The following is a 16,691-nucleotide window of genomic DNA, read 5'->3' on the forward strand; positions in this document are numbered from 1 at the left end:
GTTCTAATAATGATTCCTCTATCTATTCATATTAAACAAGGGCTAGCAAAATTAGTATTGCCATTTTTATTTATAATGGCATGTTTAATTATGTTGATTGGTCAAGCACAACCAAAGATAATTGAAAATGTACGTTTAAAGGTGACTGATTTTTTGGCACCTGGATATGCATTGATAGAAGAACCTTTTAATTTATTATATAGTTTTGTCCGTAGTATAAAGGATATTCAAAATATCTCTGCAGAGAATAAAGCTTTAAAGGAAGAAAATTTACAACTTCATCGTTGGTATCACGTAGCGATTGGCTTAGCGGATGAAAACGCCCAGCTTAAGAATCAGCTTCATTGGATACCTGATCCAGTGCTATCGTTTGTAACAGCGCGTGTTGTTGCCGATGTTAGCGGTGTTTATCACAAAGCTATTTTAGTTGTGTTGGGTGAAGATCATTCGGTTCATCCTGGACAAGTAGCTTTAGATGGTTTTGGATTGGTGGGTAGAGTAACAGAGGTTGGCAATCGGTCTGCGCGGATACTGCTGATTAACGATGATTCTAGTCGTATTCCTGTAAGTTTAGAAAGCTCTCATGCACCTGCTATTATGGCAGGAGATAATACTTTAAACCCTCGATTAATTTTTTTTCCAGAAGATAAACACCCAATAGAGGGAGAGAAGGTTGTAACGCGTGGGCAAGGGGATGTGCTTCCTGCGGGTATTCCTATTGGTTATGTGCATTATTTTAAAAAAGGGCAACCCGCTGTAGTACCGTATTTACCATTGGATCATTTGAGAATGGTTCGAATTTTTAATTATGGAAATAAAGAGGTGGTCGCACCTGATGCACCAGGAAGAGTAATGCCTTCTGTTAAAAAAAATAGACAAGGGCCAGTAGCAAGCCCAAGCATGCTTGGGCGTGATAATAATGAATAAAAAAGATAATACTTACAATTTTAACGATCAGAAAAGCCCAGGAATAAGGCCATCATTGAGTAAATTTCAATGTATAGATATGGCTATACGTTCTTTTGTTCCCATGGGTTTTACTATCTTTGTGGTATTATTCTTATCGATCCCTTTTGATATTCCGGGCAAAAATGAGTTATTACCAGCAGTTGTTGTAGCTTCGGTTTATTTTTGGTCTATTTATCGTCCTAAATCTATGCCAGCAGTTGGTGTTTTTTGTATAGGATTTTTGATAGATTTATTAAATTTTTCTCCACCAGGAGTGGTGATTTTTATATTGTTGATTACTTATGGGATTGGAGTTACGCAACGTTTTAGGTTAGCCAAGTATAATTTTTTATTAATTTGGTTAATTTTTGCTTTTATTGCAATAGGAATGTTCATGTTACAATGGGTATTAACATCTTTATTTAGTTTAAAACTAATGCCGTATACCTCTTTTTTGTTTGAAATTATATTTGCAATTGGGTGTTACCCTTTATTATCTGTTTTATTTACTTGGGCACATCGTACTATTGCTAATCCTGCAAAAGTATAGGTGTTACTGTCAAGATGAAAAAAAAGAAGTCCTTTAACGCAAGTAAACAATTACAACAAGAAGCTCAATCTTCTAGGCGTGTTTTTACCCGTCGGGCGTTATTGTTGATTGCTACGCAAACAGGGATTCTTTCTTTATTAGCAAGTCGCCTTTACAAATTACAAATTACCGATGGCGATAAATATATTAAAATGGCCAAAAGTAATTTGATTAGTAAACGTTTATTAGCGCCCCCCAGAGGTAGCATTCATGATCGTTATGGGGATGTGGTTGCAAATAACAAGATTAACTGGAGAGCTTTATTAATCCCTGAGGAAGCGAGTGATTTCTCAGATATTATTGAACGATTTAGTCAATTAATTACTTTGGATGAGCATGATTATGCTCGTATTCAATGGGCTATTGATCACCAAAGACGTTTTATTCCTATTATGTTAAAGGATTTTTTATCTTGGGATGAAATGGCGTTGATAGAGGTCAATTCACCGACCTTACCAGGGGTTATTATTGATACCGGAACGAAGCGTGTTTATCAAACGGGTCCCTTGTTGGCACATTTGGTAGGGTATGTTGCACCTCCTAATGAAAAAGATGTTGCTGCTAATCCAATTCTTGCTCTGCCTGGAATACGTGTGGGGCGTGCGGGTATTGAAAAAACACAAGATGACGTTTTACGAGGTACAGCCGGTGATGTTGAAGTAGAAGTTGATTCTGTTGGGCGTATCATTACGACATTGGGGCGTAAGGAAAGCATCCAAGGCCAAGATATTCAATTAACACTAGACTTGCAGTTACAGCAGGAAGTGAACGATTTAATTGGTGAAGAAGCTGCAAGTGCTGTTGTACTAAACTGTCAAAATGGTGAAGTGATGGCGATGGTGAGCACGCCTTCATTTGACCCGTCTTTGTTTGATAGTGGGGTTAGTCACTCACAGTGGAAAGCGTGGATGAGTGATGAGCGTAACCCTTTAATGAGTAGAACGGTTGCAGGATTATATCCTCCAGGATCGACGTTTAAACCTGCTGTTGCTTTGTCTGCTTTGGAAGCTAAAATAATTACAGAGAATGATCGAGTTAACTGTCCAGGATATTATGATTATGGTGGAACACGTTTTCACTGTTGGAACAAGTACGGACATGGCTCGCTGAATTTACATGAAGCCATAAAATTCTCATGCGATGTTTATTTTTATGAAGTGGCACGTCGTACTGGTATGGATGCTATTCATAGAACTTGCCAAAAGCTGGGGTTAGGGGTTTCTTTGCCAATTGAGCTGACCCATGTCAAAGCTGGACTTATTCCTACACCATCGTGGCGTGAGAAACGTGGACATCATTGGAATGTGGGTGATACGATTGTCAGTGGGATTGGACAAGGGTTCGTGCAAGTCTCTCCGCTACAGTTGGCCACTTATACAGCACGTATGGCGACAGGAAAAAATATTAATCCACATCTCGTTAGAGCAAGGGATAATGTTATTACTCCAGAGGCTAACCCTGATTTTTGGCCGCAACTTGATATAAAGCCTGAATTTTTAAAGATGGCTCGTTTTGGAATGTATGCTGTTGTTAATGATGCTACTGGGTCTGGGAAAAAAGCTAAGATTAACTATAATGGTATGTTATTGGCTGGAAAAACAGGAACTGCTCAAGTTAAAAGAGTATCAAGAGCTATGCGTGAAAGTGGCCGTTTTAATTCTGCGAATTTACCGTGGAAATATCGCCCACATGCCTTATTTATTTGTTTTGCACCTTACGATAATCCACAATATGCGATTTCTGTTATTGTAGAACACGGAAATGCTGCGGCTTCGGTGGCTGCTCCTTTGGCAAGAGATATTATGTTAAAAACATTGCGTCGTGATCCTGCGAATAAGCAACAACGCGATGTAACAGAGCAAAAGAAACCTGAAGATCAAGAGCAACAACAGCCTCAGCCTCCCAAAGATTCACAAGATGAATAATAAGCTATATGCCGTATAGGTTCTTAATGAAGAGTAAAAACAATGGTTTTTGAAAAACGTTTACTAAGAGCAGAGCCCAACCTAAAGATTCTCAGTAAATTATGGCGTATTAATTGGTTGTATGTTGGCTTAATTTGTTTGCTGGCAGCAGTTGGTTATATTGCTTTATATTCTGCGGCTGGTGGGGCTGATTATCCTTATGCACGTCCTCAGATGATGCGTTTTGCAATAGGGTTTGTTGTGATGATTTCTGTGGCATTAACGCCATTGAGATTTCTTGCAAAACTCGCTTGGCCCTTATATGGGCTGGGTATTGTGTTGTTGTTGGCTGTTTTGCATATGGGTCATGTAGGTAAAGGAGCAGAGCGGTGGATTGTTATTGGAGGTATTGCTTTGCAGCCCTCCGAGCTTATGAAAATAGGGTTGGTTTTGTTACTGGCGACTTGGTTTCATAAAATCAGTTGGAAGCAAATGGGTAATCCGTTGCGCCTCGTTGTTCCAGCTTTTTTAGTATTAGTTCCTGTTGTTTTAATATTGAAAGAGCCTAATCTGGGAACAGCGGTCATTGTTGGCTGCATTGGTGCCTCAATTTTTTTTGTTGCAGGAATGCGTTTATGGTTAATTCTTTTATTGGTATGTCCAATACCGTTTGCATTTGAATTTATTTATAGTCATCTTCATGATTATCAAAAAGCAAGGATTACTACATTTTTACATCCAGAGAGCGATCCCTTAGGTGCAGGATATAATATTATTCAGTCAAAAATTGCTTTGGGTTCAGGAGGGATGTGGGGACAAGGTTTTTTACATGGAACCCAAGCACAATTAAATTTTTTACCTGAAAAACAAACTGACTTTATTTTTACCATGTTATCAGAGGAGTGGGGTTTTGTCGGTGGAGCTTGTATTATTGGGTTGTTACTGTTGATCATTATCGGAGGAATGATTTTTGCCATCCGTTCTAAAAATCAATTCGGTCGCTTGTTGGCTTTGGGGCTAACAATGAATTTCTTTTTCTACTGTGCAGTTAATTTGTCGATGGTAATGGGGGCTATTCCTGTTGGGGGGGTGCCTCTACCGATGGTGTCTTATGGTGGATCGGCAATGTTAACCGTTATGTTTGGGTTTGGGTTGTTATTATCGGTGCAAGTGCATAAAGATTCGACTTTTGGTATGGAAAAAAAAACCGAGGATTAAAGAATATGGCGGGTATTTTGCCTCCCACAGCAAAAATAAATGTTGCATATAGGCAGAGTATTTACCAGGCTGGATCTGTTGTAAGTCAAATTGGTCATTACCCTAAAGGCATTCCTAGACATCTAAATAAATCGATATTGGTCATGTTGAGTGCGTATAATCCAGGAGGAAGATTAAAACCCTTGGGATGGAATATGCGTATGATGCAAAAGTTAGAGCAATATTTATATCACTACGAATATTTTACAGGAACAGGTTCGTTAAAAGAGATTTCAGAGCCTCTTTTTATGGTGAATATTCCTGTATCAAAAGCAATATTACTCGCTAGGAAATTTCGGCAAAATGCAATTGTAGTTATTCGCTCTCAAAGGCGTTCAGCACTCGTTTTTTTGGCTTAAAAATCATTATTGGGATATTTTAATCTTTAAAAATAATCATAGGATTTTACAAATCTGTTCAAATTAGACCTAAATTATATTTATAACCACTATTAGCTATAGTCCAAGTTTTACATTTTCTGTTTGGTTTATATAAATAGTAAAAGAGTAAGATGCTAAATAATACAGACTAAAAGTAATCATTAAATTTTATAATCATAATATTAATATAGTTGAAATATAAAAGATGACTAAAACAACATCATAATCGCAAATTGAGGTTGTATAAAATCATTTGTATTATGACCATTTACAGTTAAAGCAGAGCCAACAATAACGCCGATTGTGGGTGACCAGTTATACTCAATGGCAGGTGCAATTTGAACATCATGAGAAGCCCCTGTAATATGGCGGTTATAAATAGCGTGTTTATCTGTGCCCCTTATTCTGGTTCCTTTGGCCCAATCATAGACAAAATCAAAAGAAAGAAGCCATTTTTTATTTAGGCCATATTCAAGAGAAAAGCCCGTATTTCCAAATAATCCAGGTCTTGCATTTCCTCTATATCCTAAGGAAGTCCCATAGTTACTGATGTTTTTAATATTAACAGAATTCAATGGCTGCCTTCCAACCCCCCAAACACGAACGCGAAAAGCACGGTTAAAAACTTTATAAGCTGCTTGGGATTGTAAGCCAAAACGTAATGCGTAGGTTCCATTACCAGCGCCGTCCAGAGCTCGTCCTAAATTAGAATAGTTTCCTGTTGGGAACGTCATGCCCAATATCGCGGTTACATTGGGTTGCAAAGTTCCGCGAATTTGATCAAGAATGCGATATTGAAACTCTATAGGTAAGTCTGCGAAATGAAGGCTGCTTGATGTTGTATGTCCATTCCACGCATAGCGAATTTGAGGGGTACTTTGTACAGAGAAATGATTGGTAACAGCGTATTTAACCAAGGTGAAATTAATAAAATTATCAGTTCTGTGTTGATTATTTTTAACATTTCCATTGGCTTGATAGGCACCACGACTGATAGTCATTTGAGCATAAGGCTCAATTGCCCAAAGACCAGCTTTGGCCATAGCACCAGATGGTGATAGTAAAGATCCAGTATAGCGTTGCTCATCTAAAATATTTGTTGTTTGTTGAGATGGCGGGATAACTTGAGCATTAGCATGTGATAATGATTGGTAAAAGATCCATGCAAAAATACAAATGTTTAAAAGGTAATAGTATTTTGTAAAATATGCATGTTTCATATAAGGATCCTTAGTCAACGTTAATCTGTAAGTTGACTTGATATTGATATTGTTTTTTCGTCTAATAATCCTGTTAAAAAAGTATTTTATTATAGGTTAAGACAAAATTAATAATGGATGGGATATTATAAAAACAACTCTAGAGAAAAACATTGATCTTTTGAGTTGTTTTCATCACTAAAAAGCAAAGTTTACTGCGAATTGAGGTTGCACAAAATCATTTGTATTATGACCATCCACAGTTAGTGCTGCGCCCACAATTACACCCATTGTTGGTGTCCAGTTATATTCAATAGCAGGCGCAATCTGAATATCATGAGAAGCTGCACTTACGTAACGTTCGAATGGACCATTTGTATAAGCACCTCTCATCCGAGTACCTTTTGCCCAATCATATTGAAAGTCAAAAGCCAAAACCCATTCTTTGGTAATTCCATATTCCAAAGAGAATCCCCAGTTTCCAAAGAGGCCAGATTTAGCATTTCCCTTATAGCCATCGTCTGTTCCATAGCTGCTGATATCACGTATATTTGCTGAAGTGAGAGGTTTTCTAGCAACCCCCCATAATCTAACGCGTAAGGCATGATTATTGATATCATATGCCGCTTGTGACTGTATTCCGAATCTCAGAGCATAAGAGCCACTTCCTGCTGCATCAAGAGCTCTACCTAGGTTAGTATAATCTCCTGTTGGAAAATTCATACCTAAATAGGTAGTAAAACTGGGAATGTATTTTTTGTTATTTTGGTCAATCCAACGATATTGTAATTCAACAGGCAAATCAGAAAAATGCACCGTACTTGCTGTAGTTCTGCCGTTCCAGTAATAGTTGACTTGTGGGGTGACCTGAACGCTCAGGTTATTGGTGATACCATATTTCACCAAAATAAAACTATCAGCAGAATCGGTTCTATGTTTATTGCTTCTGACGCGACCATCATTTAAATAACCACCACGGCTAATGGTTGATTGGAAATATGGTTCTATCATCAAAGATCCTGCCTGGGTCACAGCGCCTGATGGTGAAAGTAAGGATCCTGTGTATCTTTGAATATCAAGAATACTTACATTAGACGGCTTGTTTAGTACAGTGCTGTCAGTTGCTGCATTTGTTGACGGAACAGGTGTAATTGCAGAGTAATCTTGTGTTATTTTAGCATAGCTATGAGGTGCTAATGCGCAAAAAAAACCCATAGATAGAAAAGAGATTTTAAATTTTTGAGTCTGTTTTGATAATACTACAAAGGAAGGGTCTTTAAATAAAAAACGCATCAGCCTGTCTCCAAAAATGGGGGAAAAATTAAGGTTGAAACGATAGTTAATCGTTGGTTAGTGAATTAAGATACCAAGCTAATAAATATAAGATGAAAATACTATATGGAAAAAACATACGTACTTCATTTACTTTTGCTTGTGTGCATAGACGACACAATATTTAACATCATCTGGATCAAAGACGTTGTATATACACTTTTTTGTTAAATTAAGATGAGGGGGAGGTGAAAATAATTAATTATCAGCGTCTTTGGGGCGATGTCCAACAATGGCAGATATTTTCAAAAGGTGTTTATTGCGCCTAATTTGTAATTCTACAGTTGCTCCTGGATGGGATACAGCAATTGTTTTCATGAATGTACGTACAGTATCAACATGTTGTGAGTCAATCATTTCTATTCTGTCACCTACTTTGATTTTGGCATTATAAGCAGGGCCCTTTTTGTCAATATCAACAATTTTAACCCCGTTATGTCTATCATCATCACCAAGTGTAACACCTAACCATCCACGATCAATGAATCCTGTTTTGCAAAGTTGAGTAACGATAGGGGCAACAATTTCAGAAGGAATTCCAAATCCGATACCTACAGAGCTTCCCGTTGGGGAAACAATGGCGGTGTTTAATGCTACAACTTGTCCAGCAAGATTAAAGGAAGGGCCACCTGAATTTCCTGGATTCATTGGGGCATCAAGTTGTAAAAAATCATCAAAAGGTCCAGAACCAATGTCACGACCCCGAGCAGAAACAATTCCTGCAGTAACGGACGACCCTAAACCAAAAGGATTCCCTGTGGCTAGGATCCAATCTCCAACTTCTACTCTTTTACTATCGCCCCATATAACATAAGGTAAGGGGTGCTTTGCATCGATTTTAATGACAGCAATGTCTGTCAAAGAATCACTACCAATCACAGTGGCTGGAAACTGTGAGCCATCTTGCAGGGAAACAGTGATATCGTCTGAATCTCCAATAACGTGTGTATTGGTTACAATAATTCCACTGGGATCAATAATAAAACCCGAGCCAGCTTCGGTAATTTTTTGTTGTTGTTGATGTTGCCTTTGCCTAAATTCTTTTTCTAGAGGTGTTCCTTTGACAGAAGGTGGAATAATAATTTTCTTGCGACTTTTAATCGGAATATCTTGAGACACCGCGATATTCACAACAGCTGGTACAACTTTTTTAACTAATGGGGAAAAAGTTAAGGGACCATATTCTACGAGTAGAGGTGAGGTCTTGGCCAGTTCAGCAGAAGGAATAACTTTTTCAGGAGCAGGAGCAGGAGCAGGAGCAGGAGCAGGAGCAGGAGCAGAGCCATTGTCTTGCTTAGTGATGGTTTCGGTCTTTTTTGTGACCTCTTGGGCGACAACCGATTGCAGAACCATGGACACAAAAAAAGATGAGACACTAAAAAATAGTGCTGTTTTAAAAGTTGAACGCAAATGGAAAACTATGGGTAATTTAGGCATATTCATCAAGATTTATGCTCTGAGGCAATAGCAGGGTTTTCCGGCCAGTGATGTTTTGGATATCTTCCTTTCATATCTTTTCTCATATCTTTCCATCCTTCATGCCAAAAACGTTGTAGATCACTTGTAATCGCTTGGGGGCGATTAGCAGGCGATAATAAACAACATTGCAATGCAATTTTTCCTTTTGCAATGGTAGGGGTGGTATTTAATCCAAAAAAATATTTTGCTGGTGCAGAGACCACAGGTACAGCCTGAGTGTAATCAATATAAATTTTATGATTATTTAATGATATCGCTTTAGGTAAGAGCTGATTTAAATCTTTGCAAACTGTATATCCCAGATAGGCTTCAAGCATATCAGCAACATTAAGTTGTTTTACTTCGTTAAGACAAGTTAGTCCATTCATCCAAGGTAACAACCACGCTTCACAATTCTCAATAAGCGCTTTTTCTGATAAATCAGGTAAGGATTCAAAAGAAAATTGTGATTGTGCAATTTGATATCGAGCTAGCAATTGTTTGCTTTGTTCATCCCAGTTTAAGGTTTTGGATAGATTATTTTTGATATAACTGAATAAAACAGGAATGGCCTCTTTGGTGGAGGCAATGATATTGCGGTCTTGTAATGTAAGCCTGCCAAATTTAAGACGTTCTCTGATAATGACTTTACCACTGTTGGTATCTAAGGTTGTTTCTTGTTCAATTTCAGATCTTTGTTCAATAAAGCTGGAAAGGGCTTGTATTTTAACAGGGAAAGCCAAACAAATATTTGTGCGTTTATGTACATGCACACTGGCAACCGCCAACAGACCTTCTTTGGCAAAAGGATCTTGAGGTGATAAATGGGCAGCACCTCCTCCAGCAAGTCTAAAAGAGCCAATTTCACTGCGCCTTTGCGCCAAACGATCAGGAAAAGCAGCACAAATTAATAAAGCAGGATCTATTGCTGGGGGTTGCATTGCAGAGATTTGTAATCTTTTACGATAATCTTGATTAATTTTACGAATGCGATGCCATAGCCCTTGATCATTTCTTGAGATTGGAGGTTGGTGCAACCAAGCAAAGCGAAGTTTGATATCCACCGAAGCTGGCTCTTCATGACGCAATGGATCTCGTTCTTCTAATAAAGATGCAATATCTGCTGCTAATGCTTTTTCTTCGTTAGATCTGGCACTTAGCATCATGCAAGCAAGGCGTGGATGTGCTCCAAATTGTGCGACCTTATGTCCAAATTTGGTTATATGACCTTTATGATCAAGGCATCCCAACAGGATTAAAAGCTCTTTGGCTGCTTCCATAACACCGAGAGAAGGCTTGTCAGGAAAAGGAATATCCGAGATTTCGATCCCCATAATATCCGACCATGTTTGACAAACAAGTAAAAACTCACTGAGCTCGGCCTCTAATATTTCAGGGCGATCATGTAAAGGCAGGCTGCGTTCGGTGGCTTGTGTCCATAATTTGTAAACAACCCCTTCGCCTTCACGTCCAGCACGTCCTGCGCGTTGTGTCGCAGCAGCTTTGGAAATACGCTGCGTTTGTAGACGGGTTAACCCTGTATCAGCGTTTAGCTGAGGCATTCTGCGATACCCACCATCAATAACGATGCGAACGCCAGGAACGGTTAAAGAAGTTTCTGCAATAGAAGTGGCTAAAACAATCCGACGTGGTGTTTGATCAGAGGCTGGTCGCAAGGCTTTATCTTGCTCGGTGGCGGGTAAATCTCCGTAAAGTGGTAAAATTTCTGCATTTGGCAAAGAAAGCAGATTGATCGTTTTATGGATTTCGCCAGCACCTGGTAAGAAAGCCAGAATATTGCCTTTCTCAGAGTGATAAGCTTCGGTAATTTGAGCTGCCATCACTGAAGAAAGGTCTCTGATATGGGTTAGGTCTCTTTTACGGTGGTGTGTCGTAATTGGATAGTAATCCGTTTTACTTTCGATAATATCGCAATGCAGGATTTTTTGGAGATTTGTTAAAGACGGAGTTGCCGACATAGCAATTAAACGCAGATCTGGGCGAAGGTTAGCTTGTAGATTACGACATAGCCCTAGGCATAAATCAGCATCCAAAGAGCGTTCGTGAATTTCGTCAAAAATAATTCCAGCAACATCGTCTAGCAGCGGGTTATTGAGTAATCGCCTAAGGAATAAGCCTTGGGTAACGACTTCAATTTTTGTCTGGGCACTGATTGCCTTGTCCATACGTGTTCGGTAACCAATGGTTTTTCCGACTTCTTCATTTGATAAATGTGCCATTTGTCTTGCTGCTGCTCGGGTAGCAATACGACGTGGTTCCAACATAATCAGCTTTTTACTTTGTACCCATTGAGCGTCTTGTAAAGACAAAGGTACCAGGCTTGTTTTCCCCGTTCCAGGTGGGGCAACCAAGATCACATTTGGATGTTGATTTAAATAATCATAAAGTTTGGGCAGTGTCGATTGGATAGGTAGAGAAATATTTGGTATACTATACATAAGAATTCATGAGTATGAGGATAATGAATCAGATGGCTTATTTATTATTATCTTCATATATAAAAGACAAACCTAGTTTTATCAAAGGATAGTTTCATTGCGTGTTTGGTTTTTGTTTTTTCTTGGGATGATAGGCTTTATTACCTCGGGCTCTTATTCTGTTTTAGCTAAAGAAACTGATGCGGTTATCAGTAAACAGGATCAAACGACTATTTTGTCAGACAGTGATCACTATGATGGCCGTAAGGAACTGCTTTTGGGGTTGCGTATTAAACTGGCACCTGGGTGGCATACCTATTGGATTAATCCTGGCGATGCGGGGGAACCTGCCTCGGTCTCTGCCCAAATAAATAATTCTGGTGCTCAAGAAGGTAAAATTATGTGGCCGTCACCAGAGCAATTAACCGAAAATGGTTTAATGTCTTATATTTATAAAGGAGACGTTATCTTACCATTTAAAGTTTTGGTACCTGATGATCAGATTGGTAAAGATTTAAATTTTAAAGTTAAAGCCAGATGGTTAGTTTGCGCAGATGTTTGTATCCCAGAGGAAGGGGAGTTTGTTTTCGATTTACCAAAGGGACAGGCATCTATTTCACCAGACGCTTCTCTTATTCAACAGGCTTTATCGAAAAAACCAAAAAAAAGTCCATGGGATGTTTATATTACCTCATCAGGAAAGTTATGGGTAAAACAGGAGGGCGTTGATCCTGCACTTATAACCAAAGCATGGTTTATGCCAGAAAAAAGCGGTATAATCGACCAAGTTGCATCTCAAACACTTTACGTAAAGCCAGGTTTGCTAACCTTAGATATTCCTTTGGCAGTTAAAAAAGAATTACAGCAACCTGTTCATGGTGTTTTAGCCATTCAAGATGGCCAAAATCAAATACAGCATTTTTCGGTTCAAGCCAAAGTTGCACCTTTATCAACGCCTGTTCAAACGAGTTTACTTCTTTTGATCGGCAGTGCTTTTTTAGGTGGAATTTTATTAAACCTTATGCCTTGTGTATTTCCTGTTATTGCGATGAAACTCTTATCACTTAGTCGTATTGGGCAAGAACACATAAACGTGCGATATAAGAGCAGTATTGCTTATACAGCAGGCATTTTATGCTGTTTTATTATAATGGCATTTGCATTTGTAGGACTGCGGTGGATGGGATCGCAATTAGGGTGGGGGTTTCAATTTCAATCTGCGGGATTTGTTATTTTGTTATGCTGGTTACTTTTTGTCATTTCTTTAAATTTTCTTGGCGTATTTAACGTTCAATTTTCATTAAACAATACAGGTCCAGCAGGTAGATCATCAGAGTATTCCTCTGACTTTTTTACTGGCTTACTAGCGGTCTTGGTTGCAACGCCTTGTACGGCTCCTTTTATGGGGATAGCGATTGCAGGGGCATTGAATGCACCTTTGTGGATAAGTATTTTGATTTTTGTTGGTATGGGATTAGGATTGGCATTACCTTATGTTTTATTTGCATGCGTTCCTTCTTTTGCACGTATCTTACCACGTCCAGGTTTGTGGATGGATATTTTAAAACAATTATTAGCGTTCCCATTATTGCTTAGTTGTTTATGGTTGGCTTGGGTTGTTTATCAACATCAGCAATCAATGAGTTTTTTTGTATTACTCAGTGGATTTACAGGCCTAGGATTTGTTTGTTGGGCAATAGGATTAATACAACAGCTTTATATGCAAGGGATTTATAGAGTCTTTCGGATTTTCTTTGGTATTTTAATTGTGCTTATTTTGTGTTTACTCGGTGGTGGATTTTATTTTTTTGTTCATGATCAAAATGGTAAAATAGAAACACAATTAAAAGAAAATGTAATGACTTACTCTGCGCAAAAACTTGAATTGTTACGGAAGGATCATAAACCAGTTTTTATAAATATGACGGCTTCTTGGTGCTTAACTTGTATGGTAAATGATAAAGTTGCTTTGTCTTCTACAAAAGTACAAGAGGCGTTTAAACATCAGCATATTACCTATATGGTTGGGGATTGGACGCAGTATGATAAATCTATTGGTGATTTTCTCAAGGCGCATGGAAGAGAAGGGGTGCCGTTATATATTTACTATCCAGCTTATGGAAAACCAAAGATTTTACCACAGATTTTAACGTCTAATATTGTGCTTAGTTATTTGTCTGACTTAAAAAAATAGATTTTAAAAAAGCTGCATAATCAATAATGATCGATTTTTTCTTTTATTAAAGCACAATTATTTGAATTAGAATAATTTTCAGAATGATGATAAAACGACCACAATAATATATAAAAATAAAGGTTCAAGATAATGAAAGTTGGGTTGTTTATCCCTTGTTATATGGATGCGTTGGAACCAGAGGTTGGGATATCAACCTTAAAATTACTAGAGCGTTTTAATGTCGATGTGACTTATCCTTTTGATCAGACCTGTTGTGGGCAACCAATGACCAATACAGGGTGTCATAAAGAAGCTGCGGAAACAGAAAAATTATTCGTCAAGAATTTTGCCGAGTTTGATTATATCGTGATGCCTTCTGGCAGTTGTACTAACCAAGTAAGGCATCATTTTGATGCAATTGATCAAACCAAAGAGGTGCAACATGTTCGTAAAAACACCTATGATTTAGTCGAATTTCTACATGATATTTTAAAAGTAGATGCTTTTCCGTGGGCGACTTTCTCTCATAAAATAGCTATTCACTACAATTGCAATGCGTTAAGAGGATTGCGCCACGCCAGCATGTCTGAAAGGCGAGAACCATTTTTCTCAAAACCCAAAGATTTATTATCAAAAGTCAAAGGTATAGAATTCGTAGAGCTGGAACGTCCAGATGAATGTTGTGGATTTGGGGGGACTTTTTCTGTGTTTGAAGAAGGGGTTTCAGCCAAGATGGGGCAAGACAAAGTCATGGATCAACATCGCAGTGGTGCGGAATATGTGATTTCTGCAGACAGCTCTTGTCTAATGCATCAAAAGGGCTGTGCGATGCGTATGGGGGTTAATTTGAAATATGCGCATATTGCTCAGATCTTAAACGGGGATTTGTCATGAGTGCATTACAAGACGAAGCTCAACCAAGAGGTGCAAAAATCAAAGGTAACAAGCCTGTTGATCAATTAGAAGCCGCCAACCGTTTTATTGCAGCTTCTGCACATCAAAAAATGCATGATGAACGCTTATGGGATTTGCGAAAAAAACGTGATGCGCAAATGCATCTTATTTCTGAATGGGAAGAGTTAAGAGAGCTAGCCTCAGATATTAAATCGCATACTTTGGATCATTTGGCAGATTATTTAGAAGAGTTTGAACGTAATGCCAAGGCCAACGGCGTACATGTGCATTGGGCCAAAGATGCTCAAGAAAGTAATCAGATAATTACTGATATTTTAAAAGAACATAATGCCAAGACACTGGTCAAAAGTAAATCAATGTTGGGTGAAGAATGCAGATTACGCCAGCATCTAGAAGAAAACGATATTCATGTCATTGAGACAGACTTAGGAGAACGAATTCAGCAATTAGACCATGAAGATCCCAGTCATGTCGTGGTGCCAGCAGTTCATAAAACCAGAACCGATGTTTCCAAAGTGTTTGTCAAAACACTTAATGCTGAGCAGGGGAATAATGACGTTCACTATTTGGCGGAGACACAAAGGGAAAATACACGTCCTTATATCCTCAATGCTGATGCAGGAATGACTGGAGGGAATTTTCTGGTTGCTGAAACGGGTGCTGTGGTGGTTTGCACAAACGAGGGGAATGCTGATCTTTCTGCTAATACGCCGCCTTTGCATATTGTGACGGTGGGGATTGAAAAAATTATTCCCAAGATGGAGCATCTGGCAGTTTTTATTCGACTGTTATCACGCAGTGCTTTGGGGTCTCCGATCACGCAATATACTTCTTATTTTCGTGGCCCTCGTAAAGGGGGAGAAATGCATGTGGTTTTGGTGGATAATGGTCGATCAACCCGTCTTGCCAGTAAGAAATTCAAAGCAGGATTAAAATGTATCCGTTGTGGTGCTTGTATGAATACATGCCCTGTTTTTCGTCGCAGTGGTGGTTTAAGTTATGGCAGTGTTTATGCAGGGCCTATTGGATTAATTTTAAGTCCTACTTTTAATACGCATAAATATCGGAATTTACCTTTTGCATCGACTTTGAATGGCAGTTGTACGAACGTTTGTCCTGTAAAAATCAACTTACATGAACAGGTTTTTGCTTGGCGAGAAACATTGGCAGATGAAAAAGAACTCTCTTTATCAAAGCGAATTTTAATGACTGCGATGGGTAAGTTATTAGCCCACCCCAAGGCTTATCGAACTGCAGTGCAAACAGGGGATAAGGTTTTATCGTATTTGCCACATTTTGTTGTTTATAACAAACTTAATGCTTGGGGAAGGCAAAGAGATTTGCCGCCAGCACCCAAAGAAACTTTTCACAGTTGGTATGCAAAAAATTATAAAAATAAAGGAAAAACGGATGAGTAGTCGTGAGTTCATTTTAAACCAGATCCGTGAATCTTGTAATGCAGAGCCTTCTGTTGGGCCGAACGTTCCTTTATTTCATAAAGATTCATTCGATATTGTCGAGCAGTTTAAACAATCTTTACTGATTATGGGTGGAAAGATTATTGAAAAAGGTCAAAATGACCCTTTCGAATTTGTAAAAGCGAAATTGGAGGATGCTAAAGTTATTTGTTCACTAGTACCAGATATCGAAGGAAATAAAAAATTAACAGATAATATGCATCCCAAAGAGTTGCAGGATATAGATTACGGTGTTTTACGTGCGAGTTTTGGTGTTGCTGAAACAGGTTCGATTTGTTTAACGGATCAGGATTTATTGATTAATACGTTGGGGTATTTGCCTCAACACTTGATTGTGTTGCTTGATCCAAAACAGATCGTAGAGAATTTACATGATGCATATGCGCGTCCAGAATGGAAACAAATTCACTATGGGGCGTTGCATAGTGGACCTTCTGCTACCGCCGATATTGAAGGTGTATTAATTAGAGGGGCACAAGGAGTGCGTTCTTTATCTGTATTATTGATTACATAATTTTTTAGGATTGTTTTTAGTTATCCTAGTTGTAATTCCAGGTATCAATAATTTACATTTAAATATTGTAACTATTTATATTTAATAATCATAAAGACTGAAT

13 protein-coding genes are annotated in these 16,691 nt (G+C 38.4%); 9 read left to right on the plus strand and 4 right to left on the minus strand.

Going from position 1 to position 16,691, the window contains the following annotated elements:
• The first annotated feature begins 9 nt into the window (after positions 1-9).
• Genes mreC through COMX_RS01135 form a run of 5 tightly spaced genes read left to right on the plus strand, consistent with a single transcriptional unit; the run spans position 10 to position 5,057 of the window.
• A complete protein-coding gene (gene mreC, locus COMX_RS01115; protein WP_034336089.1) occupies positions 10-927 on the plus strand; it encodes a rod shape-determining protein MreC in 918 nt (305 codons plus the stop codon).
• The gene (gene mreD, locus COMX_RS01120) at positions 920-1,498 is read left to right on the plus strand and encodes a rod shape-determining protein MreD (RefSeq protein ID WP_235176722.1); all 579 of its coding nucleotides are present in this window, start codon (positions 920-922) and stop codon (positions 1,496-1,498) included. Before mreC ends, mreD begins: the two co-directional genes overlap by 8 nt.
• 14 nt (positions 1,499-1,512) lie before the next feature.
• Entirely contained in the window at positions 1,513-3,462 is a 1,950-nt protein-coding gene (gene mrdA, locus COMX_RS01125) for a penicillin-binding protein 2 (protein ID WP_034336093.1), read from the plus strand.
• 42 nt (positions 3,463-3,504) lie between these two features.
• Positions 3,505-4,659 (plus strand): rod shape-determining protein RodA, encoded by a 1,155-nt coding sequence (gene rodA / locus COMX_RS01130; RefSeq protein WP_034336096.1) that lies wholly within the window; start codon positions 3,505-3,507, stop codon positions 4,657-4,659.
• Between the two features lie 5 nt (positions 4,660-4,664).
• Positions 4,665-5,057, plus strand: coding sequence for a DUF3293 domain-containing protein (locus COMX_RS01135; RefSeq protein ID WP_034336098.1), 393 nt, complete (start codon positions 4,665-4,667; stop codon positions 5,055-5,057).
• A gap of 230 nt (positions 5,058-5,287) precedes the next feature.
• Here the strand turns inward: COMX_RS01135 and COMX_RS01140 are convergent, their stop codons facing one another.
• From COMX_RS01140 to hrpB, 4 genes are all read right to left on the minus strand, one after another.
• Positions 5,288-6,298, minus strand: a complete 1,011-nt coding sequence (locus tag COMX_RS01140) for a hypothetical protein (protein WP_051461762.1) — start codon at positions 6,296-6,298, stop codon at positions 5,288-5,290.
• A gap of 177 nt (positions 6,299-6,475) precedes the next feature.
• Positions 6,476-7,570 (minus strand): transporter, encoded by a 1,095-nt coding sequence (locus tag COMX_RS01145; RefSeq protein ID WP_051461763.1) that lies wholly within the window; start codon positions 7,568-7,570, stop codon positions 6,476-6,478.
• A 237-nt stretch (positions 7,571-7,807) separates the two neighbouring features.
• Positions 7,808-8,962 carry a S1C family serine protease gene (locus COMX_RS01150; RefSeq protein WP_371827974.1) on the minus strand — a complete coding sequence of 385 codons (1,155 nt, stop codon included), beginning with the start codon at positions 8,960-8,962 and terminating at the stop codon, positions 7,808-7,810.
• An 89-nt stretch (positions 8,963-9,051) separates the two neighbouring features.
• Positions 9,052-11,526 carry an ATP-dependent helicase HrpB gene (hrpB, locus tag COMX_RS01155; protein WP_034336101.1) on the minus strand — a complete coding sequence of 825 codons (2,475 nt, stop codon included), beginning with the start codon at positions 11,524-11,526 and terminating at the stop codon, positions 9,052-9,054.
• Positions 11,527-11,623: 97 nt separating this feature from the next.
• Here hrpB and COMX_RS01160 point away from each other — a divergent pair, with 97 nt between their 5' ends.
• The 4 genes from COMX_RS01160 to COMX_RS01175 all read left to right on the plus strand — a co-directional run bounded on the left by COMX_RS01160 (position 11,624) and on the right by COMX_RS01175 (position 16,588).
• A complete protein-coding gene (locus COMX_RS01160) occupies positions 11,624-13,699 on the plus strand; it encodes a protein-disulfide reductase DsbD family protein (RefSeq protein ID WP_034336103.1) in 2,076 nt (691 codons plus the stop codon).
• Positions 13,700-13,831: 132 nt separating this feature from the next.
• Positions 13,832-14,575 (plus strand): (Fe-S)-binding protein, encoded by a 744-nt coding sequence (locus tag COMX_RS01165; RefSeq protein ID WP_034336107.1) that lies wholly within the window; start codon positions 13,832-13,834, stop codon positions 14,573-14,575.
• Positions 14,572-16,014 carry a lactate utilization protein B gene (locus tag COMX_RS01170; RefSeq protein ID WP_034336109.1) on the plus strand — a complete coding sequence of 481 codons (1,443 nt, stop codon included), beginning with the start codon at positions 14,572-14,574 and terminating at the stop codon, positions 16,012-16,014. Before COMX_RS01165 ends, COMX_RS01170 begins: the two co-directional genes overlap by 4 nt.
• Positions 16,007-16,588 carry a LutC/YkgG family protein gene (locus tag COMX_RS01175; RefSeq protein WP_034336112.1) on the plus strand — a complete coding sequence of 194 codons (582 nt, stop codon included), beginning with the start codon at positions 16,007-16,009 and terminating at the stop codon, positions 16,586-16,588. Before COMX_RS01170 ends, COMX_RS01175 begins: the two co-directional genes overlap by 8 nt.
• Positions 16,589-16,691: the final 103 nt, after the last annotated feature.

The sequence above is a fragment of the Commensalibacter papalotli (ex Servin-Garciduenas et al. 2014) genome, assembly GCF_000527695.1.
Lineage (GTDB): Bacteria > Pseudomonadota > Alphaproteobacteria > Acetobacterales > Acetobacteraceae > Commensalibacter > Commensalibacter papalotli.